Annotated in this window: 24 protein-coding genes; 8 read left to right on the top strand and 16 right to left on the bottom strand. The window is 71.2% G+C overall.

Annotated elements, in window-relative coordinates; all coding sequences use genetic code 11:
- Nucleotides 1–30: 30 nt before the first annotated feature.
- Nucleotides 31–306: a hypothetical protein gene (locus tag EDF55_RS10650; RefSeq protein ID WP_123654943.1), complete on the top strand. Its 276-nt coding sequence runs from the start codon at nt 31–33 to the stop codon at nt 304–306.
- Nucleotides 307–327: 21 nt separating this feature from the next.
- On the opposite strand, the gene EDF55_RS10655 is transcribed toward EDF55_RS10650, so the two are convergent.
- From EDF55_RS10655 to EDF55_RS10665, 3 genes are read right to left on the bottom strand one after another with little or no spacing between them, the layout of a single operon-like run.
- Complete coding sequence (locus tag EDF55_RS10655; RefSeq protein WP_185017320.1) at nt 328–855, bottom strand: GNAT family N-acetyltransferase; 528 nt, start codon at nt 853–855, stop codon at nt 328–330.
- A 26-nt stretch (nt 856–881) separates the two neighbouring features.
- A complete protein-coding gene (locus EDF55_RS10660) occupies nt 882–2,159 on the bottom strand; it encodes an ABC transporter permease (protein WP_123654945.1) in 1,278 nt (425 codons plus the stop codon).
- On the bottom strand, nt 2,156–2,920 hold the full coding sequence (locus EDF55_RS10665; RefSeq protein WP_123654946.1) for an ABC transporter ATP-binding protein: 765 nt from the start codon (nt 2,918–2,920) through the stop codon (nt 2,156–2,158). The genes EDF55_RS10660 and EDF55_RS10665 overlap by 4 nt, the downstream gene beginning before the upstream one ends.
- An 80-nt stretch (nt 2,921–3,000) precedes the next feature.
- On the opposite strand from EDF55_RS10665, the gene EDF55_RS10670 reads away from it, so the two are divergent.
- Nucleotides 3,001–3,645, top strand: coding sequence for a TetR/AcrR family transcriptional regulator (locus EDF55_RS10670; protein WP_123654947.1), 645 nt, complete (start codon nt 3,001–3,003; stop codon nt 3,643–3,645).
- Here EDF55_RS10670 and EDF55_RS10675 read toward each other — a convergent pair.
- From EDF55_RS10675 to EDF55_RS10710, 8 genes are all read right to left on the bottom strand, one after another.
- On the bottom strand, nt 3,632–4,642 hold the full coding sequence (locus EDF55_RS10675) for a glycine betaine ABC transporter substrate-binding protein (RefSeq protein ID WP_123654948.1): 1,011 nt from the start codon (nt 4,640–4,642) through the stop codon (nt 3,632–3,634). The two genes, EDF55_RS10670 and EDF55_RS10675, sit on opposite strands and share 14 nt — an antisense overlap.
- On the bottom strand, nt 4,639–5,406 hold the full coding sequence (locus EDF55_RS10680; protein ID WP_185017323.1) for an ABC transporter permease: 768 nt from the start codon (nt 5,404–5,406) through the stop codon (nt 4,639–4,641). The genes EDF55_RS10675 and EDF55_RS10680 overlap by 4 nt, the downstream gene beginning before the upstream one ends.
- A complete protein-coding gene (locus EDF55_RS10685) occupies nt 5,399–6,685 on the bottom strand; it encodes an ABC transporter ATP-binding protein (RefSeq protein ID WP_123654949.1) in 1,287 nt (428 codons plus the stop codon). Before EDF55_RS10685 ends, EDF55_RS10680 begins: the two co-directional genes overlap by 8 nt.
- Nucleotides 6,686–6,692: 7 nt before the next feature.
- Nucleotides 6,693–7,343: an ABC transporter permease gene (locus EDF55_RS10690; RefSeq protein WP_123654950.1), complete on the bottom strand. Its 651-nt coding sequence runs from the start codon at nt 7,341–7,343 to the stop codon at nt 6,693–6,695.
- A gap of 208 nt (nt 7,344–7,551) precedes the next feature.
- Nucleotides 7,552–8,262, bottom strand: coding sequence for a DinB family protein (locus tag EDF55_RS10695; protein ID WP_123654951.1), 711 nt, complete (start codon nt 8,260–8,262; stop codon nt 7,552–7,554).
- Nucleotides 8,259–8,870: a hypothetical protein gene (locus EDF55_RS10700; RefSeq protein WP_123654952.1), complete on the bottom strand. Its 612-nt coding sequence runs from the start codon at nt 8,868–8,870 to the stop codon at nt 8,259–8,261. Before EDF55_RS10700 ends, EDF55_RS10695 begins: the two co-directional genes overlap by 4 nt.
- A gap of 59 nt (nt 8,871–8,929) precedes the next feature.
- On the bottom strand, nt 8,930–9,805 hold the full coding sequence (locus EDF55_RS10705; protein ID WP_123654953.1) for an aminoglycoside phosphotransferase family protein: 876 nt from the start codon (nt 9,803–9,805) through the stop codon (nt 8,930–8,932).
- Nucleotides 9,806–9,941: 136 nt separating this feature from the next.
- Nucleotides 9,942–10,601: a ScbR family autoregulator-binding transcription factor gene (locus EDF55_RS10710; RefSeq protein ID WP_123654954.1), complete on the bottom strand. Its 660-nt coding sequence runs from the start codon at nt 10,599–10,601 to the stop codon at nt 9,942–9,944.
- 94 nt (nt 10,602–10,695) lie between these two features.
- Between EDF55_RS10710 and EDF55_RS10715 the strand changes: the two genes are divergently transcribed.
- On the top strand, nt 10,696–11,157 hold the full coding sequence (locus EDF55_RS10715) for a hypothetical protein (protein ID WP_123654955.1): 462 nt from the start codon (nt 10,696–10,698) through the stop codon (nt 11,155–11,157).
- Here the strand turns inward: EDF55_RS10715 and EDF55_RS10720 are convergent.
- Genes EDF55_RS10720 through EDF55_RS10730 form a run of 3 tightly spaced genes read right to left on the bottom strand, consistent with a single transcriptional unit; the run spans nt 11,111 to nt 14,162 of the window.
- Nucleotides 11,111–12,292, bottom strand: a complete 1,182-nt coding sequence (locus EDF55_RS10720; RefSeq protein ID WP_123654956.1) for a GAF domain-containing protein — start codon at nt 12,290–12,292, stop codon at nt 11,111–11,113. The genes EDF55_RS10715 and EDF55_RS10720 overlap by 47 nt on opposite strands.
- Nucleotides 12,289–13,041: a ThuA domain-containing protein gene (locus EDF55_RS10725; protein ID WP_123654957.1), complete on the bottom strand. Its 753-nt coding sequence runs from the start codon at nt 13,039–13,041 to the stop codon at nt 12,289–12,291. Before EDF55_RS10725 ends, EDF55_RS10720 begins: the two co-directional genes overlap by 4 nt.
- The gene (locus EDF55_RS10730; RefSeq protein WP_123654958.1) at nt 13,038–14,162 is read right to left on the bottom strand and encodes a Gfo/Idh/MocA family protein; all 1,125 of its coding nucleotides are present in this window, start codon (nt 14,160–14,162) and stop codon (nt 13,038–13,040) included. The genes EDF55_RS10725 and EDF55_RS10730 overlap by 4 nt, the downstream gene beginning before the upstream one ends.
- A 204-nt stretch (nt 14,163–14,366) precedes the next feature.
- Here EDF55_RS10730 and EDF55_RS10735 point away from each other — a divergent pair, with 204 nt between their 5' ends.
- Complete coding sequence (locus EDF55_RS10735) at nt 14,367–14,822, top strand: DUF3817 domain-containing protein (RefSeq protein WP_123654959.1); 456 nt, start codon at nt 14,367–14,369, stop codon at nt 14,820–14,822.
- A gap of 209 nt (nt 14,823–15,031) precedes the next feature.
- On the opposite strand, the gene EDF55_RS10740 is transcribed toward EDF55_RS10735, so the two are convergent.
- Complete coding sequence (locus EDF55_RS10740; protein WP_123654960.1) at nt 15,032–17,242, bottom strand: NADP-dependent isocitrate dehydrogenase; 2,211 nt, start codon at nt 17,240–17,242, stop codon at nt 15,032–15,034.
- Between the two features lie 170 nt (nt 17,243–17,412).
- Between EDF55_RS10740 and EDF55_RS10745 the strand changes: the two genes are divergently transcribed.
- Nucleotides 17,413–17,778 carry a hypothetical protein gene (locus tag EDF55_RS10745; RefSeq protein ID WP_123654961.1) on the top strand — a complete coding sequence of 122 codons (366 nt, stop codon included), beginning with the start codon at nt 17,413–17,415 and terminating at the stop codon, nt 17,776–17,778.
- 28 nt (nt 17,779–17,806) lie between these two features.
- Nucleotides 17,807–19,504, top strand: a complete 1,698-nt coding sequence (locus EDF55_RS10750) for a sodium:proton antiporter (RefSeq protein WP_123654962.1) — start codon at nt 17,807–17,809, stop codon at nt 19,502–19,504.
- Between the two features lie 18 nt (nt 19,505–19,522).
- Here the strand turns inward: EDF55_RS10750 and EDF55_RS10755 are convergent, their stop codons facing one another.
- Nucleotides 19,523–20,017, bottom strand: coding sequence for a hypothetical protein (locus EDF55_RS10755; RefSeq protein WP_123654963.1), 495 nt, complete (start codon nt 20,015–20,017; stop codon nt 19,523–19,525).
- An 80-nt stretch (nt 20,018–20,097) separates the two neighbouring features.
- Between EDF55_RS10755 and EDF55_RS10760 the strand changes: the two genes are divergently transcribed.
- Nucleotides 20,098–20,712 (top strand): TMEM175 family protein, encoded by a 615-nt coding sequence (locus EDF55_RS10760; protein WP_123654964.1) that lies wholly within the window; start codon nt 20,098–20,100, stop codon nt 20,710–20,712.
- Between the two features lie 103 nt (nt 20,713–20,815).
- Nucleotides 20,816–21,715, top strand: a complete 900-nt coding sequence (locus EDF55_RS10765) for a M23 family metallopeptidase (protein WP_123654965.1) — start codon at nt 20,816–20,818, stop codon at nt 21,713–21,715.
- The last annotated feature ends 41 nt before the right edge of the window (nt 21,716–21,756 follow it).

The raw sequence follows: 21,756 nt of genomic DNA on the forward strand, positions 1-21,756 counted from the left end.
CGCCACGAGCGGGTCCGTAGCGTCGCAGGCATGGTCACGTACTCCGAATCCCCCAGGACCGGCCTCGGCACCGCGAGTCTCGTGCTCGGCATCTGCTCGCTGCTCGCGGGGTGGACGTTCTTCGCCCCGATCGTCGGGCTCTGCCTCGGGATCGCGTCCCGCGGCCGCGAACCGCTCGCGCGCGGCCGCGCCGGGTGGGGCATCCTGCTCAACGTCATCGCCCTCGCCGTCTGGATCGTGCTCGTCGCGCTGTTCGTCGGGTTCGGCACGTTCGCGGCGTGGCAGCACGCCACCCAGGGCTCCTGACGGCCGACCGGAGCGGTCGGGTCAGAGGACCCGGCCGTAGAGGGCGACGTCGACCCGCGCGGGCCCGAGCGGCAGTGCGCTCCGCAGGGTCCCCTCGTGCGTGAAGCCGAGCCGCTCGGCGAGCCCGCGGCTCCGCTCGTTGCCGACGGCCGTGCGGATCTCGACCCGTCTCGCGCCCCGCGCCCCGGCGACCGAGACGAGGACGGAGGCCGCCCGCCGGACGATGCCCCGTCCCTCCTGGCCGGCATCGATCCAGTAGCCGAGCGACGCCTGCCCGAGGTACGTGTCGAAGGCCAGTGACGCGGCACCGACGACGCGGTCGTCCACGCGGATGACGCACGGCAACGACCGGTCCATCGCGTACTGGGCGAGCATCCGTTCGGTGTGCAGGGACGTGTCCTCGAGCGTCTGCGACCCCCACGCCCACGGTTCGGCGGCACGGAGGCGGTCGAGGTTCGCGAGCACGAGGTCGTGCACCGCCTCGACGGTCGAGAGGTCCCGCAGCGTCAGCGTGCAGCCGTCGCCGAGGTCCCGCCCGAATGCCGTCACCGGTCCGACACTATGCACCTGCGGCGCTACTCGTACCGGAGTGCCTCGATCGGGTTCTGACGCGCTGCCCGTCGGGCGGGCAGCGTGCCCGCGAGGAAGGCGATCACCATCACCACGACGATGATCGTGATCACCGAGGACGGCGCGAACTGCAGGATGTGCAGCCCTGGCAGGTCCTTGAGCACGGTCCCGGCGAGGACGTTGGAGATACCCGTCCCGAGCGCGATCGCCACACCGGCGCCGATCGCACTGCCGAGGAAGCCGATGAACACGGCCTCGAGCGAGAACAGTGTGTAGACCTTGCCGCCGCCCATGCCCATCGCCTTCATCAGGCCGATCTCGCGGGTGCGCTCCTGCACGCTCATCAGGAGCGTGTTGATGATGCCGAACCCGGCCGCGATGAGCGCGATGACGGCGAAGGCGTTGAGCACGCCGACGATGCCGTTGATGACGGTCTGGAACTGCCCGAGCTGGTCCTGGATGGTCTGCCCGGTGTAGCCGTCCTTCGACAGGGCGCTCTTCACCGTGGACGCGGTCGCACCGTCGCTCAGGGTGGCCGAGGCGCTGGCGTACGAGGTGGCGATCGATGCCGGCTTGCCGGTCTCCTGCGCCTGCTGCATCGCGTCCGTCAGCGCGGAGTTCGCACCGGCGCTCCCGCCGAACAGCGACTCGTTCTGCACGCCCACCACGGTCGCGGTGAGGGTGTGCTCGGCGCCCTGGTAGTCGTCCACCGCGAAGGTGAGCTCCTTGCCGACGGCCGCCTTCGCGCTGCCGAGCCCGAGGTTCTTCAGGTAGTTCGTCGGCAGGATCACCTGGTTCGCGTCGGTGCTGTCGTCGAGCTGCTTGCCCGAGGCCAGGTCCGCCTTGAGTTCACCGGCATTGGCGGACAACGCGACGACGTACTTGCCCTCGCTGCCGTACTCGGCGTACTTCGGGCTGAGCGCGACCGCTGGCCGCACCGTGTCGATGCCCGTGACGTCCTTGATCTTGTCGACGTCGGACTGCGAGAGGTACCCGAAGGAGGCCGGCCCGCGGTCGACGCTCTGGGTGGAGGCATCCGGGTCGTACTTCGCGGGGCCGCTGTCCGTCGAGGAACTGTCGACCGTCTTCGTGATCGTCAGCGCCCCGGTGTCGCCGATCGACGCGACCTGGGTGTCGATGTAGTTGCCGACGCCGGTGCCGATGGCGGAGGTGAGAGTGATCGTGAAGGCACCGATGAAGATCGCGATGACCGTCAGCGTGGTGCGGAGCTTGGAGCGGAAGGTGTTGCCGACCGCGGTCTTCAGGAGGTCGAGGAAGTTCATGCGGAGTGCCTTCCGTGCTCGTGGGCACCCGGGGCGGGCGCATCGGCACCGCCGGACCCCCCGGACCCGCCGGATCCGCCGGACCCGCCGACGATGAGACCGTCGCGGACGTTGACGCTGCGGTCGCACCGTGCGGCCAGTTCCTCGTCGTGGGTGACGACGACGAGCGTGATCCCGCGCTCGCGCTGCAGCCCGAAGAGCATGTCCTCGACGACTTCACCGGTGTTCGTGTCGAGGTTGCCGGTGGGCTCGTCGGCGAAGATCACGCTCGGCTCCCCCACGAGCGCTCGCGCGATGACCACGCGCTGCTTCTGCCCGCCGGAGAGGTCGTTCGCGTCGTTCTTGGCCTTGTCCGCCAGCCCCAGGGCGTCGAGCGCGGCCATCCCCCGGCGCTTCCGCTCCGCACCAGAGATGCCCGCGATCTTCAGCGGCAGCACGACGTTGTCGAGCACGGAGGTCTTCGGCGTCAGGAAGAACTGCTGGAACACGAACCCGAAGGTGCTGTTCCGGGTGCGGTTCACCTGCCGGGCGCTGAGCGTCGCCGCGTCGGTGCCGTCCAGGAGGATCTCGCCCGAGGACGGCTTGTCGAGCAGCGCCAGCAGGTGCATGAGCGTCGACTTGCCGGATCCGGACTTGCCGACGATCGCCAGGCTCTCGCCCTGGTGCACCGCGAGCGACACTCCCTTCAGCGCATCGAACCGCGTGGAACCGCGGCCGTAGGTCCTCGTGAGGTCTCTGGCCTCGAGCACGGGAGTGGTCATGCGCCAACCGTACTGTCCGTTGCACGACTGAAAGTTTGCGTTTGCTGCAAACCAGATGACGTCCCGGTTACAGTCGTGCCATGCCCGACAGTGTCACCCCCGGCGAGATGGGTCTCCGCGACCGCAAGCGCATCGAGACCCGCACCCGCATCGCAGCAGCCGCGCGGGCCCTGGTGCTCGAACAGGACATCGACCGCACCACGATCGAGCAGATCGCCGCCCGCGCGGACATCTCGCCCCGGACGTTCTTCAACTACTTCGAGAGCAAGGAGGACGCGGTCCTCGGCCACACCGAGCTCGACCTGTCCCCGGAGACCCTCGGAGCCCACGTGCGCGCCGTCGCCGGGCGACCCGCGGCGCAGGCGGTCGTGGACCTGGCGTTCCTGGTGTTCGGCGACACGTTCGGCGACGAACGACACCGGCACGAGCGCAAGGAGCTCATCGTCCGGTTCCCCCAGCTCATGCGCCGCCAGGTGACCAGGATGACGACCGTCGCGGAGGCGATGACCGGCGCGGTGCGGACCGTCCTCGAGCGCGATCCCGCCTGGGGGCCGGAGGCAGCCACCCCGCAGGCCGCGGAGATGCTCCTCGGCATGGTGATGACCGCACTCCGGAGCGCCGCACGGCACGAGGGCACCGACCCCGAGGAGGTGCGCGTCCAGGTCGTCGCCCTGATGCGCGACACCGCGGCCCGGATCGCCGGAGTCGCCGTCATCCCCGCGTGACGAACCCTTCCTTGACCATCCAGTCGAACGCGACGTCGGCCGGCTCGCGCCCCTCGACGTCCACCTGCCGGTTCAGCTCCTGCAGGACCGCGTCGGTGAGCTTCGGCGAGATCTGGTCGTAGACGTCCTCGAGCTCCGGGTACTCGCTCAGCACGGAGCTGGAGAGCACCGGGGCGACGTTGTAGGCCGGGAAGAACCCCTCGTCGTCCTCGAGCACCTGCAGGCCGAGCGACTTGATGCGACCGTCGGTGGTGAAGACCTCACCGAAGTTGCACGTCCCGCGGTCGGTCGCCGTGTACACGGTGCCGGTGTCCAGGATGTCGACGTTCCCCTTCGGGATCGCGTTCGCACCGGACCCGCCGAGCTGGAGCCCGTACTTCGCGAGCATCGGCTTGAAGCCGTCGGCGCGGGAGTTGAACTCGGACTCGACGCAGAAGGTGCGCTGGTCGGCCGGCAGGTCCGCGATCTGGGACAGCTTCGTGATGCCGCCGAGCCCCTTGACCGCTTCCTTCCGCACGGCGAACGCATACGTGTTGTTCATCGGCGCCGGGTCGAGCCACGTGAGCCCGTTCTCGGCGTCCTCGTCCTTGACCGCCTGCCACTGCTCGGTCTTGTCCGGGATGCCCTCCTTGTGGCCCATGTAGGTCAGCCATGCAGTGCCTGTGTACTCGTACGTCATGTCCGCGTCGTGGCTCGTCATGAGCTGGCGGACGGCGACGCTGCCAGGGACGTTGGTCTCGTCGGTGACCTCGAACCCGGCGGCCTTCGCGGCGAGCACGGCGATCTTCCCGAGCACGAGCTGCTCGGTGAAGTTCTTCGAGGTGACGGTGATGTGCGCGCCGTCGGGCAGGTCGTCGATGCGCTTGATGGTGCCCGGTTCGGCCGCGGGGACGAACGAGGTCGCCGGTTGCAGGCCGCAGCCGGTGAGTGCGAGGGCCGCGGCGCCGGCGACGAGACCGGCGACGATGCGTCGGCGGGTTCGGGTTCGGGTCGTCATCGGAGTCCCTTCGGTCGTGCGACGGTCTCGACGATGCGGCCGATCCAGTCGATGGACAGCGCGAGGAGCGCGATGAGCAGGGCGCCGGAGACCAGCACCTTCGGCAGGAACAGGTTCACGCCCGTGGTGATCAGCAGGCCGAGACCGCCGGCGCCGATGAACGTCGCGAGGGCCGCGGAGCCGACCAGGAGCACCAGCGCGGTGCGGATGCCGGAGAGCATCACCGGGACGGCGAGGGGCAGTTCGACCCTGAGCAGGACCGCGAACGCGCTCATGCCCATGCCACGGCCGGCCTCGACGAGCCGGGAGTCCACGCTCTCGATGCCGATGATCGTGTTCCGCAGCACCGGCAGGATCGCGTAGAGGACCAGCGCGATGACGGCGGCCCAGAACGAGAAGCCCAGCCAGAACGCCAGGAGCACGACGAGGCCCACCGCGGGAGCGGCCTGGCCGAAGTTCGCGACCGCGAGGATGACCCCGCTGGCCCGGCGCAACGGCCCACGGGTCAGGACGATGCCGAGCGGGATGCCGATCACGAGCACGATGAGCGTCGACACGATGGTGAGCAGCACGTGCTGCCAGGTGAGCGCGAGCAGGTCAGCGGGGTTCAGCGTCGAACGCTCGGTCGCGGTGAGGTCGGCGGTGGCCAGCCAGATCGCGAAGGCGCCGAGCACGACCAGGATCGCGACGGGCTGGATGACCAGGGGTTTCCAGGACGCACTGCGCGCCGGGCGCACGCGCGGTTCGGTCACGACGTCAGTCATCGACGACCTCCGAACCACCGGCGGACGAACCACCGGCGCTCGACCCGGCGGACGGTGCCGCGCGGGTCGACGGCATGGTCTCGATCGGGTTCGTGTTCGTCCCGACCGGCGTGTACGCCTGCTCCTCGGCTGCGGCGGCGCGGGACCGGGTGATCGCGTCCATCACGGTCTCGACGGTGATGACCCCGCGGAACGCATCGCGACGCCCGGTGACCAGTGCGGCTCCGGCGCTCGAGACGAGCATGGTGTCGAGCGCGTCGTTCAGGGTCGCACCCTCACCGACGACGGGCAGGTTCGGCTCGATGCCCTCCGGGATCCGGTCGAGGCGTTCGAGCTGCCGGCGCGACGGCCAGCCGATCGGACGCTGCCGGCGGTCGACGACGACGGCGTGCCCGTGGCCGCCGGCCTCGCGCATCCGCTGGAGCACGGCCGCGGCCTGTTCCCCCGGCGAGCAGGTCACCGCGTCGACGACCTCGACGTCGCGGACCCGGTTCAGCGTCAGCTGCTTGAGGCCGGCGCCGGACCCGATGAAGTTCTCCACGAACTCGTTCGCGGGCTCGGCGAGGATCCGCTCCGGGGTGTCGTACTGCACGATGTGCGCACCCTCGGAGAAGATCACGATCCAGTCGCCGAGCTTCACGGCCTCGTCGAAGTCGTGCGTGACGATGACGATCGTCTTGTGCAGTTCCTCCTGGATGCGGAGGAGCTCGTCCTGCAGGCGCTGGCGGGTGATCGGGTCCACGGCGCCGAACGGCTCGTCCATGAGCAGGACGGGCGGGTCCGCGGCGAGCGCGCGGGCGACGCCGACACGCTGCTGCTGGCCGCCGGAGAGCTCACGGGGGAAGCGGTCGCGGTAGGTGTCCGGGTCGAGGGAGACCAGGTCGAGGAGCTCGTCGACGCGGGCGGCGATCTTGTCCTTGGACCAGCCGAGCATCTTCGGCACGATCGCGATGTTCGCGGCGACGGTCATGTGCGGGAAGAGCCCGCCGGCCTGGATGACGTAGCCCATCCGGCGGCGCAGCTCGTCGCCGTCGATCGCGGTGACGTCGTCGTCGCCGACCACGATGCGGCCCTCGGTGGGCTCGATCAGGCGGTTGATCATCTTCAGCGTCGTGGTCTTGCCGCAGCCCGACGGGCCGACGAGCATGACGATCTTGCCGGCCGGGATCTCGAGCGTGATGCCGTCCACGGCGGGCTTCGACGTTCCGGCGTACCGCTTCGTCACGGTGTCGAGCAGGATGCTGCGGCCGGTGACGTCGGCCGAGACGTCGTGGGACATGGGTGCGTCAGTGCTGGACACGGATACCTCGCGAGATGGTCAGACGGCCGAGGCCGAGGAGGAGCAGGTCGAGGACGAGGGCGAGCAGGACGACGCCCACGACCCCCACCACGACGGAGTTGAGCGAGTTGGCGCCGCCGAGTCGCGACAAGCCGGAGAAGATGAAGCCGCCGAGCCCCGGGCCGAGCGCGTACGCGGCGACCGCGGCGACGCCCATCACCATCTGGGCGGACACCCGCACCCCGGTGAGGATGATCGGCCACGCCATCGGCAGTTCGACCTGCCAGAGGGTGCGGAAGCGGCTCATCCCGATGCCCCTGGCCGACTCGACGACGGCGGGGGAGATCTCGGAGAGCCCGACGACCGCGTTCCGGAGGATCGGCAGGGCGGCGAAGAAGGTGACGGTCACGACGGACGGCACGACGCCGAACCCGAGCGGGACGAGCAGCAACCCGATCACGGCGAACGAGGGCAGCGTCAGACCGATGGTCGACACCTCGTTCGCGAGCGACCGGAGCCGCGGGCTGCGGTAGACGAGTGCTGCGAGCACCACCGCGATGACGGTGGCGAGCACGGTGCACTGGACGACCAGTGAGAAGTGCTGCCACGACGCGAACCAGATCTGGCTCCATCGCTCCGTGACGTAGTTGAAGAACACCGGTCGCTGGTTCCCCTCTGGTCGGCATTTCTGCCCACGGTTCGGGGCACGATCGCCGCCAAAGGTACGCAGCGCGTGCGCGATCCGTACAACCGAGATCCGCTCGGGGGCCGCTCACCTGCGCGGACGATCAGACGAAAAAGCCTGATCAGACGCCCACTACGGCTGCATACCTGGGAGAACGGTAACGATGCTGCGCGCGGACGCGCTACAGGCCGGCGCTCCGGAGGCCGGCCTGTTCGGCGATCGACATCAGGTGCTCACGCCACTCGACCCACTCGGCCGGGGTCTTCTCGGCGAGGTTGCCGTCGCCGTCGCCAGCCAGGCCGTCGAGCATCTCGCGGGCGATGTCGGCGTGCCCCGCGTGCCGGGCGGTCTCGTACGCCATGTGCACCAGGATGCGGTGCAGCGTGACGTCGCGGTGCCCCTCCGGCCACCACGGCACGACCCCGCGCGCGTCGAGCGGCAGCGCTGCGATCGTCGCGTCGGCGTGGGCGGCGCTCGCGTGGTGGAACGCGACGATGTCCGCCATCGTCTCGTCGAGGGACGCGTACATGTCGCGGTCGTCGTCGGAGTCGAGCCAGGCCGGTGGATCGGGGAGCGGCCGGTCGAACACCTGGCCGAAGTACTCCGACTGCACGGCGGCCACGTGCTTCACCAGCCCCAGGACGTTCGTCCCCGTCGGCGTCACCGGCCACCGCGCCTGCCGCTCGGCGAGCCCGTCGAGCTTCCCGAGCAGCGCGGCACGGTGCTTCTGCAGGTACCGCTGCAGCGTCGCCTTCACGTCGTCCTCGACGGTGACCGCCGACCCGCCCTCGTCGCTGAGGCGTGCGTTCCCGACCGCGGCGAGCGTCCCGCCGGGCGGGGCCGCCCGCACGATCGGGACGTCGTCGACAGCGGGTCCCGGCACGTCGTTCATGCGTTCGATCGTGCCACCACTCGCGCCCGGATGCGCTCCGACTCGGACACCGCGACCCGTTCGGCCGTGAGCAGCAGGGATGCGACGTCGGTCGACGTCCGCGACGGGGCGTCGTTCCAGCTCGTCAGGTCGCGCACGCGCCCCATCCGGACGTCGGGTGCCGGGCACCAGAGCACGGGTGCGCCCTCTTCCACGGCGAGCGCGTGCCAGACGACGTCGAGTGCGCGCTGCACCGGCTGCGAGTGGACGGCGTGCGGGCCGCCGGCCGCGTAGACCACGGCGCCGACGAGGCACGCGCCGACGAGCGGCCGGCCGGCGACGTCCATCGCGGCCGCGCTGGACGCCTTGCGCATCCGGCCCTTGTCGTCGACGTAGGCGAACCAGGCGTGCTGGATCCAGCCCTGCTCGATGACGCCGCGGGCTCCGGAGAGCAGCCGTTCGAGGTCGGCCAGCTCGTGCAGCTGCGCATCGGCCCGGCGGACCCTGGCGGCGGCCCGGCGCTCGGCGAGGCGGTCGAGGAGCCCTCGGAGACCGGATCGGGTGGACGGGGAGGAGGAGGGTGCGGCGTCGGTGTCGACGTCGTGCTGGACGCGGAACTCGAGGGTCATCAGGCCCCTCCGATCTTCACGTGCACGGATGGTGTGGAGAGACGATAACCCCGTTCCGCTCAGCCGTCGAGGGTGGCGTCGATCCCGCGTCGTGCGACCGTCCGGAACACGCTGTCCTCGCTCGTCGCGAGGGCGGAAGCGATGGACACGGCCCAGCCACGTGCCCTGGTCCAGGTGTCCTCGTCGACCGCGACGAGCGCGCGGAAGGTGCGCCGGGCCTCCCGGTCGAGCGTCAGCCAGGCGGTCGCGAGGTCGACGGCCGGGTCCCCTGCGGTGACGTCGCCGAAGTCGACGACCGCCGACAGGCGGTCTCCGCGCGGCCCGGGCTCGACGAGGACGTTGAACGGGTGCAGGTCGCCGTGCACCCAGACGGGAGGCCCGGCGTGGGCGGGAAGGTGGGCCGCGGTCCGCCAGAGCGCGGCCAGCTCGCCGGCACGGGGCACGTCCGCGGTCCGCAGGCGTTCCAGGACGGCGGCAGACCGGTCCCGCAGCGGGACGGCGCGGAACGGGTTCACCGGTGCGTCCGCCGGGGCGGGCACGTGCAGCAGCCCGAGGAACGCGGCGAGCCCCTCGGCGACCGCGACCCCGGCGGGTCGTCCACCGGCCGGGACACCGGGCAGCCACCGGACGACGCTCCAGGACCACGGGTACCCGAGCGCGGGACGGCCGATCCGGACCGGGTCGGGGACCGGGACGATCGGGGCGACCCGCCGGGCGATCTCGGGGAGCCACCGCTGCTCGTGTTCGACGAGGCGCGCTGCGGCCTCGCGGCGGGGGAGCCGGACGGCCAGTAGGTCCCCGAGCCGGAGGATCACGTTGTCCCACCCGTTCGCCACCACCTCGAGCGGGAGTGCTGCCAGGTCCGGGTGCTGGTCGGTGAGGAGGGCCCGGACGAGCGGCACGTCGACGGCGAACTCGGCAGCGGGGGTGGGCACCGGGACAGGCTAGTCCGACCGTGTGGTCCCGTGAACGGGGGTGGGCGGACGGAACCTACCGCTTGGTATCTTCATAGCGTCGGATGCACGGGTGCCATCGTGGGGGGACCCGTGACCCGCACCGCCGGTCGGAGCCTCAGGGAGCCCCGGCCGGTGCGATGATCCCGACGAGACGCGGGATCTCCGGCCGTACGGCATCGGTGACGATCGCCGCGAGGAGCACCGTCCAGAGGTCCCGCAGCCGTTCGAACAGGTCCGATCGGTCGGCGAGGACGTCCGACACCGTCTGCACCCCCGTGTACGCGGGGATGATCACACGCCCGAGCAGCTCCGGGTCCCAGCGCTCGTCCACCTGGCCCGCGGCGATGCCCTGCCGCATCAGGTCCGCGGTGACCGCCATCCAGTCCGTGTAGGGGTCCGACCGGGCGACCTCGCTCGTGGCCGCTTCGGTGGAGAGCCGGATGCCGGCGCTGACCGCGACCTCGGACACCATCTGCGTCGCGAGGCCCTGGGACATCCACATCATCGCCTCGAGCGGCGAGCTCGCCTTCGCCAGCGCTTCCGCCCCGTACCGCCGGGAGATCGCGTGTTGCTCGGCGATCACGGCGGCGGCGAGGTCGGCCTTCGAGGCGAAGTGGAAGTACAGCGCGCCCTTCGTGACGCCGGCGCGGTCCGCGACGCCGTCCATCGACGCACCGACGTACCCGCGCTCGTCGAACTCCCGTGCAGCGCCCTCGAGCACCGCGGTCCGGGTGAGGACCGCCCGCTGCTGTCGCGCGCGTCCGTCCTGGGCCATCCCGTGATCGTAGCGGCCGCGCCGATGCGGGACGCCCGCGTCCACCGGCCGCGTTCACCGGCGCCCGTCAGGCACCGTGCCCTACCGTTCCGGCATGGACGGATGGCGGAACCCGGGGCGCTGGGCGCGGACAGGACGGTGGCTCCTGCTGCCGATCATCGTGCTCGACTGGTTCACCCTCGTGCCGCAGGGCGCCTTCGTCGCGGCCTTCCTCGTCGCGGTCCTCGGACTCGTCGGCATCGCGGCGGCCCTGGTCGTGCGGATGCTCCGGGCGAGCCGCGGCGCGATGGCGGCACTCGGTGTCGTGATGCTCCTCGGCGGCCTCGCGGTCTTCGCGCTCGACCCGTTCCCCGGGTCCTTCCCGCTGATCGAGGCCTGGTGGCCGGACGCCGTCACGCAGCCACAGCACGTCGGCAGCGCCTACTGGCAGCTCGCGGGCCTCGGCATCGAGCTCTGCGGGTTCGGGCTGCTCGCGACGCTCCTCGTGGTCGCGCTGACCCGGCCGACACTCAGCGGTGGGTCGACTCCGGGGGGCGGCGCAGCACCACGACGGTGACGTCCGCGTCCGGGGCCGTCGGCAGCAGTGCACGGACCCGGTCGGCGAACGATCCGGCTCCGGCGGCACCGTCGTCGGCGGCCATCGTCGCGACGGCGTCGACGTCGGGGAGTCCCTCGAGTGCCAGGGTGCCCGCGGTGAACAGCACGAGCCGGTCACCCGGCGCGAGCGTCAGGGTGCCGTGCGTCCTGGACGTGCCGGTCGGCTGCAGCCCGATCGGCAGGTCGTGGGAGCGGAGCACCGCCGCGGTGCCGTCGGCGCGCACGTGGAGCGCCATGCCGTGACCGGCGTCCACCCACGTCACGATCCCCGTCGCCGGGTCGACGCGGGCGTGGAAGAGCGACCCGACGGCGTCCGCAGCGGTCAGGTCGGCGGCGATCTGGGCCTCCAGGGAGGGGCCGTCGGACCCCAGCGGGACGTCCGTGCGGGCGACGACGGCTGCCCGCATCGTCGACGCGAGGAGCGCCGCGGCCCGGCCGGCGGCCGAGATCGTGCCGATCGTCAGCCGGAGCGTGCCGTCCGCGGCGACCCGCCAGTCGAGGACGTCGCCGGAGTCCTGGCGTGCCGAGGACACCACGTCGAGGTCGTGTCCATCGACGTCCACGGGCTCCGGGGTGAGCCCGTCGAGGACCTTCCGCACCCGGTCACGGTCCATCGCGTGGCCGAGCTCGCGCTCCGCCCAGCGGGCCAGGTCACGGAGCAGCTCGACGTCCTCGGCGGTGAGCTCGCGCGGCCGTGCGTCCATGATGCAGAGCGTGCCGACGGCCGTGCCGTCCGCCATCGTCAGGGGAGCGCCCGCGTAGAAGCGGATGCCCGGTTCGCCGGTGACCGCGGCCAGCGAACTGAAGCGCGGGTCGAGCGTGGCGTCCGGGACGACCAGCGGCTCGTCCTGCAGGACCGTGGTCGAGCAGAACACCTGGCTCGCCGGGGCGCTGCCGCCCTGCTGCCAGCCCTGCGCGGACTGCGCGGTCGCCACGTCGTCGTGCACGAGGTTCAGGAAGCTGATCGGCACCCCGAACGCCTGCTGGGTCATCCGGGTGATGCGGTCGAACCGCTCTTCCGGACCGCTGCCGAGGATGCCGAGGGCCTCGACGACGGCGGTCCGGCGAGCGGACGTCTCTGCTGTAGAGCTCACGCGTCCTGTCTACCCCGAGCGGGGTCCAGGAACCAGTCCCGCGGGTGCTGGTCCGCCGTCAGCGCACGACGCGCCGACGTCGGGGCCGCCCACTCGGCGGCGTTCGCGAGGACCCGGCGGATGTCCGGGTGGTGGTACACCGGGTACTCCTGGTCGCCGGGGGAGAAGTAGAACACCTTCCCGAGGCCCCGGTGGTAGCCGACGCCGGAGCGGAACACCTCGCCACCCTCGAACGTCGAGAGGAAGACCTCTTCGTCGGGCCGCGGGATGTCGAAGTGCTCGCCGTACATCTCCTGGCGGTCGATGACGATCGGGTGCGGGACGCCCTTCGCGATCGGGTGCTCCGGGGCGATCGTCCAGACCAGCTCGCGCTCCCCGTCGTTCCGCCACTTCAGCGAGCACGTCGTGCCCATCAGCCGGGTGAACGGCTTCGAGTAGTGCCCGGAGTGCAGGACCACGAGGCCCATGCCGGACTGCACGGCGGTGACCACGCGGTCGACGACCTCGTCCGCGACCTCGCCGTGGGCGACGTGACCCCACCAGAACAGCACGTCCGTGGCGTCGAGGCGCTCCTGGGTCAGCCCGTGCTCCGGTTCCTGCAGGGTCGCCGTGCTGACGTCGGCATCCGGGTGGTGCTCCCGCAGCGCGTCGGCGACGACGGTGTGGATGCCGTTCGGGTAGTGCCCCAGCACGGTCTCGTCCCCGCGGGACTCGTGCACGTTCTCGTTCCAGACGACGATGTTGGTCACGCCTGCACCTCCATTTCGTGCCCGGCAGCCGCTGACGCGTAGATCGCGTCGACGACACGGCTCCGGTGCAGCGCGAACTCCCCGTGGTGGCCGTCGTGCAGGCCGCTCCGGATGGTCGCGATGAACTCCTCGATGACCCGCTGGTGGTGCCCGGCCGGCACCTGCACCCCGGGTCGCGTGACGGTCGGGACGCCCTGCTCGTCGGAGTACAGCGTCACCGTGCCCTCGGTCGCGTAGTCGCGGACGAACAGCCGTGCGCCGCCGGTCGAGCCGAGGAGCTCGACCTCGATGTCCTCGACGTCCTTCGAGTAGGACGCCCAGCTCGCCTGGAGCTGCAGGCTCGACCCGTCCTCGAACCGGAGGAGCGCGCTCGCGAAGTCCTCGACGTCGAAGGGCCGGCCGGTCGCGGCGGACACCGGCGTGCGGGCGCTGCCGCCACGGCCGGCGCTGCCGAGCTCGTTGTACGCGACCGCGCTCGCCGTGACGACCTTCGGCTCGCCCATCAGGTGCAGCGCGATGTCGAGGACGTGGGACCCGAGGTCGATGAGCGGGCCCCCGCCCGCGGTCTCCTTGTTCGCGAACCAGCTCTGGATGCCGGGGATCCCGGCGCGACGGAGCCAGCTCGCGCGGGCGTGGTAGACGTGGCCGAGCGGGTTCGGGCCGCCGTCGGCGTGCAGGTGGTTCGCGAGGAACTCGACGTCCGCGCGGCGCCGGTGGTTGTAGGCGACCTCGAGGACGCGGTCGTTCCGCACGGCGGCGTCGACCATCTCCTGGGCCTGGTCCCCGGTCGTGGCGAGGGGCTTCTCGCAGAAGACGTGCTTGCCGGACTCGAGCGCGGCCACCGCGATCGGGTGGTGCAGCGCGTTCGGGACGCCGATCGAGACGATGTCGAGGTCGTCCCGCGCCACCAGGTCCTGCCAGTCCGGGTACGTGTTCGGCACGTGCCGGGTCTCGGCGAGTTCGGCGAGCCGCGCGGTCTCCTGTCCTGCGAGCGCCACCACCTCGACCCCCGGCAGTGCCGTGTAGGCATCGAGGTGCGTGGTCCCGGCGAACCCGAGACCCACCACCCCGACGCGGAGCGTGCGTGTTGCATCCGTCGTCGTGTTCGTCGTCGTCGACATGACATCGACGCTACCGGAGGCTCGGGTCGAATCGATACGACCGTCGGCGTGTCACGGGTTCTCCGCCGGTCCGGCGGGGCCAGCGGAATCGCGCGTAGGTGGTCGAGTCGCGCGTCGGCAGCGGAATCGCGCGTAGGTGGTCGAATCGCGCGTAGGCAGCCCGAAGTTCCGACCTCCCATCCCGGGTCCGGGACCATGGAGCACATGACGCCTCGATCCCTGTTCCGCGCCCTGGCGGTCGCCGAACTCGTGACCTGGACGATGCTCCTCGTGGGCATGCTGCTGGAGTACGGCGCCGGCCTGGGGGACCTGCCGGTGCGCATCGGCGGCAGCGTGCACGGCTTCGTGTTCCTGGCGTACCTCGTCGTGACGACGGTCGTCGCGGTGAACCAGCGGTGGTCGTTCCGGACGACGCTCCTCGGCTGGGCGAGTGCGATCGTGCCCTACACGACGCTGCCGTTCGAGATCGGCGTCGCCCGCCGCCGCATGCTCGACGGGCCCTGGCGCCGATCGTCCTCGTCTGGGCGTCCGGGGCCGCTCGACCGCCTGCTCTTCGTCGTGGTCGCGCACCCGTTGGCCGCTGCACTGGTCGGTGTGGTGCTGGTCGTGCTCGTGTTCGTGGTGCTGCTGAGCGTCGGTCCGCCGGTGCCCTCCCGCTGACCGGTCGCGACACCCCGCTCAGGCCCGCCGAGTGGTCGGGATCCGTCGCCGTTCGCACCGGGGAGCGACAGGAAGTGACCGCTCGACGGACGTGAGCGGTGATTCGTGACCGGTGACGAGCGTCACGTGGCGGGGGCGGGCGCGACCACGGACGGACGGGAGGCCCGGTGCCAGCCGGCACCGGGCCTCCCGTCCGTGGGGTGGTGCGCCTACAGCGCGGCCAGCACCGCGTTCAGCGTCGCGGACGGGCGCATGATCGCGCTCGTCTTGGCGTCGTCGGGGCGGTAGTAGCCACCGATGTCGGCCGGGGAGCCCTGGACCGCGACGAGTTCGTCGACGATCGTGGCTTCCTGGGCGTCGAGCTGTCCGGCGATCTCCGCGAACGCCGCTGCGAGCTCGGTGTCCTCGGTCTGCGCCGCGAGCTCTTCGGCCCAGTACTTCGCGAGGAAGAAGTGGCTGCCGCGGTTGTCGATCGTGCCGAGCTTGCGACCGGGGGACTTGTCCTCCTCGAGGAAGGTCCCGGTGGCGCGGTCGAGCGTCTCGCCGAGGATCTTCGCGCGCTGGTTGCCCGTCACGCCTGCGAGGTGCTCGAGGGAGACCGCCAGTGCCAGGAACTCGCCGAGGCTGTCCCAGCGCAGGTAGTTCTGCTGCACGAGCTGCTGCACGTGCTTCGGCGCGGAACCACCGGCACCGGTCTCGAACAGGCCACCGCCACCGAGGAGCGGGACGACCGAGAGCATCTTCGCGGACGTGCCGAGCTCCATGATCGGGAACAGGTCGGTGAGGTAGTCGCGGAGCACGTTGCCCGTGACGGAGATGGTGTCCTCGCCGCGGCGGATGCGCTCGAGCGAGAAGGCCATCGCGTCGACCGGGGACAGCACCTCGATCTGCAGACCGTCGGTGTCGTGCTCGCCGAGGTAACGGTGGACGAGCTCGATGAGCGCAGCGTCGTGCGAGCGGCTCTCGTCGAGCCAGAAGACCGCGGGCGTCTCGGAGGCGCGGGCACGGGTGACGGCGAGCTTCACCCAGTCACGGATGGCGACGTCCTTGGTCTGGCAGGCACGCCAGATGTCGCCCTGGGCGACCTGGTGCTCGATGACGACGTCGCCGGCGGCGTTCGTCACACGGACCGTGCCGTCACCGGGGACCTCGAAGGTCTTGTCGTGGGAGCCGTACTCCTCGGCCTTCTGCGCCATGAGGCCGACGTTCGGCACCGAGCCCATGGTGGACGGGTCGAACGCACCGTTGGCCCGGCAGTCCTCGATGACGGCCTGGTAGATGCCGGCGTAGCTCGAGTCGGGGATCACGGCGATGGTGTCGTGCTCGTCGCCGTCCGGCCCCCACATGTGCCCGGAGGTGCGGATCATCGCCGGCATGGACGCGTCGACGATGACGTCGCTCGGCACGTGCAGGTTCGTGATGCCCTTGTCGGAGTCGACCATCGCGAGCTCGGGGCCCGCAGCGATGCCGTCCGTGAAGGCCTGCTTGATCTCCGCGCCGTTCGGCAGCGCGTCGAGTCCGGTGAGGATCGAGTTGAGGCCGTCGTTCGGGGTCAGCCCGGCAGCGGCGAGGTCGGCGCCGTAGCGGTCGAACACGTCGGGGAAGAAGGCCCGGATGACGTGGCCGAAGATGATCGGGTCGGAGACCTTCATCATCGTGGCCTTGAGGTGGACCGAGAACAGGATCCCCTCGTCCTGGGCGCGCTTGATCTGCGCGCGGAGGAACTGCTCGAGCGGCCCCACGTGCAGGACGGTGCCGTCGATGACCTCTCCCGCGAGGACCGGGATCGACTGCTTGAGCACCTGCTCGCTGCCGTCCGTCCCGACGAACGTGATCGTCAGGGTGTCGTCGGCCGGGGCGACCCAGGTCTTCTCGTTGGAGCGGAAGTCGTCGACGCCCATCGTGACGACGTTCGTCTTCGACTCCGGGCTCCACGCGCCCATGCGGTGCGGGTGCTTGCGGGCGTAGTTCTTCACCGAGAGCGGGGCACGGCGGTCGGAGTTGCCCTCGCGCAGGACCGGGTTCACGGCGCTGCCCTTGACCTTGTCGTAGCGGGCGCGGACGTCGCGCTCGGCGTCGGTGGTCGGCTCGTCCGGGTACTCCGGCAGGTCGTAGCCCTGCGACTGGAGTTCCTTGATGGCGGTCTTGAGCTGCGGGATCGATGCCGAGATGTTCGGCAGCTTGATGATGTTCGCCTCGGGGGTCTTCGCGAGGTCGCCCAGCTCGGCCAGTGCGTCGTCGAGTCGCTGCTCGTCGCTGAGCCGCTCGGGGAAGAGCGCGATGATCCGGCCGGAGAGGGAGATGTCCCGTGTCTCGACGTCGACACCGGCGGTGCCGGCGAACGCCTGGATGACGGGGAGGAAGGAGTGGGTGGCGAGGAACGGCGCCTCGTCCGTGAGCGTGTAGATGATCTTGGCCATGCTGGCGGGTACTCCCTTGTTCGCGCGTCGGTGCTTCCACGCTACTCGTGGTGAGTGATGTCTCGACATCAAGATACATTGCCGAGACGTCTCCCAGTCACCGTCCAGACGCCGCAATGGAGCGTCATAGCGAAGCGTCGTGCAATGGAGGTGTTCGAGAGGAGCACACCATGGCCACCGCACGACAACGCCCCGAGGACCACGGGTGGACCGCCGAGGACCTCCGCTCCGCGTACGCCTCCGACGGCTCCGGCCCGTACCGGTACGCCCCCGACGGCTCCGGCCCGTTCTCGTACGACCCGGACGGCAGCGGCCCGTGGCTGGTCGGGCCCGATCCGGTGCGCGGCATCGCCCGCTTCGCCCCGCGCAACCGCCGCTCCGCGACGCGCCTGCGGCGGATCGGTACCGCGATCGCCGCGGGCGCCCTCGCACTCACGCTGGTCGCCGGCAGTCTGGCGTTCGTGGCCGCCGAGGTCGCACCGCACCACGCGGTGAACGCCGCCGCACTCCACAGCCAGGGGCCCGAAGCGGACTAGATCCGCCGATCGGTGTCACGCTGGGGCGGTGACAGAACTCCTCGTCGTCGGCCTCGTCGCCATCCTGGTCATCGCGGGCGCCGCGGTGCTCGGGCCGCGGATCGGCATCGCCGCGCCCCTGGTGCTCGTCGCGGTCGGCATCGTCGCGAGCCTGGTCCCGTGGATCCCGAACGCCGAGATCGACCCCGAGTGGATCCTCGCCGGGGTCCTCCCACCGCTGCTGTACTCGTCGGCCGTGTCGATGCCGACGATGAACTTCCGACGGGAGTTCGGCGCGATCAGCGGCCTGTCGGTGGTGCTCGTCGTCGCGAGTTCCGTCGTGCTCGGCCTGTTCTTCGCCTGGGCGATCCCGGGCCTCGGGCTCGCGTGGGGGATCGCCCTCGGGGCCATCGTCAGCCCGACCGACGCCGTCGCGACCTCGATCGTGAAGCAGACCTCGGTGTCCCGGCGGGTCATCGCGATCCTCGACGGGGAGTCGCTGCTCAACGACGCCACCGCCCTCGTGCTCCTGCGCACCGCGATCGTCGCCGCCGCGGCGTCGTTCTCGTTCTGGGGTGCGGTGGGCGACTTCGCGTTCGCGGTCGCCGTCGCGGTCGCCATCGGACTCGTCATCGGGTGGCTGAACCTCCGCGTCCGCGCCCGCGTCCCGAACGCGACCGTCAACACGGCGCTGTCGTTCGCGGTGCCGTTCGCCGCGTCGATCCCGGCCGAGGCCCTGCACGCGTCCGGCCTCGTCGCCGCGGTCGTCGCCGGGCTCGTCACCGGGATCCGCGCCCCCAGGGTCCTGCCGCCGAGCCACCGCCTCTCCGACGCGCAGAACTGGGGCACCGTCGAGTTCGTGCTCGAGGGCGCGGTGTTCCTCGTGATGGGGCTCGAGCTCGCGTCGATCGTCACCGACGTGCAGCAGGACCACGCCGGCATCGGCCCCGCGCTCCTCATCGCGGTCGGCGCGCTCGTGCTGACGGTGCTCGTCCGGACTGCCTACGTGGTGCCGCTCCTCTTCGGCCTGTCGAAGAGTGCGAAGCGCGGTGCACGGATGCAGGAGCGACTGCAGGGGTTCCAGAACGCCGACACCCAGTCCACGAGTCAGGCGCTGCAGGACCACCGGTTCGGGAACCGCCCGCCGTCCGAGCGGGACCTCGAGCGCTTCGGCACCCGGGTGCGGCAGACGCTCGCGGACATCCAGTACTTCAGGAACGCGCCGCTCGGGTGGCGCGAGGGCACCGCCGTGGTCTGGGCGGGCATGCGCGGGGCGGTCACGGTCGCCGCCGCGCAGACGCTCCCCGACACCGCCCCGCAGAAGTCGCTGCTCGTCTTCATCGCGTTCGCGGTCGCCGGGCTCTCCCTGCTCGTCCAGGGCGGGACGATCGGCCCGCTGCTCCGCCGGATCAGTCCGCCGACGACCGACAGCACGGCGAAGGACACCGAGGAGCGCCAACGCCTGATGACCGTCATGCGGGACGCTGCGGAATCCGTCAACGCCACCGCCCCGGACGGGTTCACGCCGCGCACGCGCGAAGAACTCGAGGCGACGGACCCGGCGGAAATCCGTGCCTGGTTCGGGCGGGAGAAGGTGCGGCGGCTCCAGGTGCTCGACGCGCAGCGGTCGGCGCTCCTCGACGCCCGCGACGACGGCACGTTCGACGCCGAGGTGCTCGAGTCGGTCCTGCAGAACCTCGACGCCGAGCAGATCGCGCTCGAACTGCGCGGGGGCCCGACCGGCTGACGCGCGCGCCTGCGGTGCTCAGTGGCCGATCGTGATGCGGAACACCCGCACGCCGGCGGTCTGCAGCGCCGCGAGCCCGAGCCGCATCCGCAGGTTCCGGAACGGCCGCTTCAAGCCGGTCGGCGCCGCGGCGGCACCCATCTGGTGCAACACCTCGGTCGTCAGCGTGCGCTCCAGCTTCGGCGCGAGCCGGGTGGCACCGGACACGGTCACGACGATGCGGACCGCGTGCGGCGCGAGGAGCGGGCTGATCGTCTCCGCCGCCTCGTGCGCGCGGTGGAAGGCGGGGTCGTCGCCCGGGCGCCGGATCGCGATGACCGCGAGTTCGGCGTTGCCGGTCTCCGCGGGATCCGGCAGGTCGTCGACGCCGACCACCCGCAGCCGTGCGGCATCGACGCCGGCGCGTACCGCTGCGACGCGGAGCACCGGCAGGAGGTCCTGCGTGCCGGCCAGGACGACCTCGGCGTGCTGGAGGTCGATCGGTTCGTGGCGTTCCCGGGGCGTTCGGGCCATGAGGGGTCCTTCCGCTCGCTGCTCCTCGGACACTACTGATCTGCGGGCCGACACGCCCGCCAGCGCCCTAGGCTGGCGGCATGGCACGGATGCTGCGCACCGACCGGGGTCTCGACCGGCTGGTCAACTTCTCCGACGCGACCGTCGCGATCGCGATCACGCTGCTGCTCCTGCCGCTCGTCGACGTCGCCGACGACATCGAGCACGAGTCGCTCGGCAAGCTCCTGGGGGAGAACGTCGGGACGATCATCGCGTTCTTCGTCAGCTTCGTCGTGATCTCGCGCCTGTGGCTCTCCCACCACCGGCTGTTCGAGGCGACGCAGTCCTACTCGAACATCGTCCTGCGCGTGAACTTCGTCTGGCTGGCGAGCATCGCGTTCCTGCCGTTCTCGTCGAACCTCATCGCCCAGACGACCCACGACCGCGGCGTGAACGCGCTCTACATCGGGACGATCGCGATGGCGAGCCTGAGCATGACCGTGATGCAGTGGACGGTCTGGCGCGATCCGGCGCTCATCCGCGAGGACGGCCGCGCGATGCTCCACCCGGTGGACGGCACCGTGACGTTCATCGCGCTCGTGGTGGCCCTCGTCGGCGCGGTGCTCGTGCCGGGTGGCGGAGCGTACTGGCTGCTGCTGCTCGTCCCGGCCGGTTGGTTGTCGAACTGGCTGGAGCGTCGTCTCCACGACCGGTGACGCCGACCGGTGACACGACCGGTGACCCCGACCGCTGACGCGACAGGTGACGCCGACTGGGGGCTGTACAACCGGACAGGTTCGTGCAGAATGGTCTGCGGCCATGACGACACCACTCGACGCAGACCAGCAGCCCGACTCCCCGGTCGTGCACCACTCGCGTCGTGCTGCCCTCGCGGCGGAGCGGGCGGCGGCGGCAGCAGCAGCAGCAGCGAAGCGTCGGCGGCCCGTGCCGAAGCAGCCCGCGGCGAACAGCCCCGTGCTGACGAACACCGCGCGCACCGCCCGGACCGCGCGCACGTCGCGCACCGCGAAGGCCCCGACCACCACGAAGCAGCGCACCAGCCGCATCACACTCACCAGCGCGATCGCCGCGGTCGCGATGTTCGCCGCGTCCGCGATGCCGGCCCACGCGAGCGCCGGCACCTCGAGCGCCACCTCGACCCTCGCCCCGATCGTCCGCACGCAGGACTTCGCCGTGACCCAGGCGGTCGCCACGGCCACCACGACGCGCGACGGCTTCACGGTCGGCGGCAGCGGCGGCAGCACCCCCGGCGCCGAGGTCACGCTCGGCGGGGAGGTCCGCTCGCCGTTCCCGACCCAGGTCCGGATGAGCTCCGGCTTCGGCTACCGCACGGCCCCCTGCGCCGCGTGCTCGTCGCTGCACCAGGGCCTCGACTTCAACCCGGGCATGGGCGCCCCGATCGGTGCCGTCGCCGCGGGGACCGTGCGGGTCTCGGGGACGTACTTCTCCTACGGCAACGCCGTCGTCATCGACCACGTGGTCGACGGGCGCGAGGTCTCCACGCTGTACGGCCACATGATCCCCGGTTCGTCGCCGCTCAAGGTCGGCGACCGCGTCGAGGCCGGCGAGTTCGTCGGCAACGTCGGTTCCTCGGGTGTGTCCACGGGCGCGCACCTGCACCTCGAGGTGCTGATGGACGGCACGCTGCCGGTCGACCCCCGCGCGTGGATCGAGTCCCACACGGGCCGGTCGCTCTAGACGCTTCCCCAGGCGTTCCGGGCCGGTCACCCAGCGAACCT

Source organism: Curtobacterium sp. ZW137 (genome assembly GCF_003762905.1).
GTDB lineage: Bacteria > Actinomycetota > Actinomycetes > Actinomycetales > Microbacteriaceae > Curtobacterium.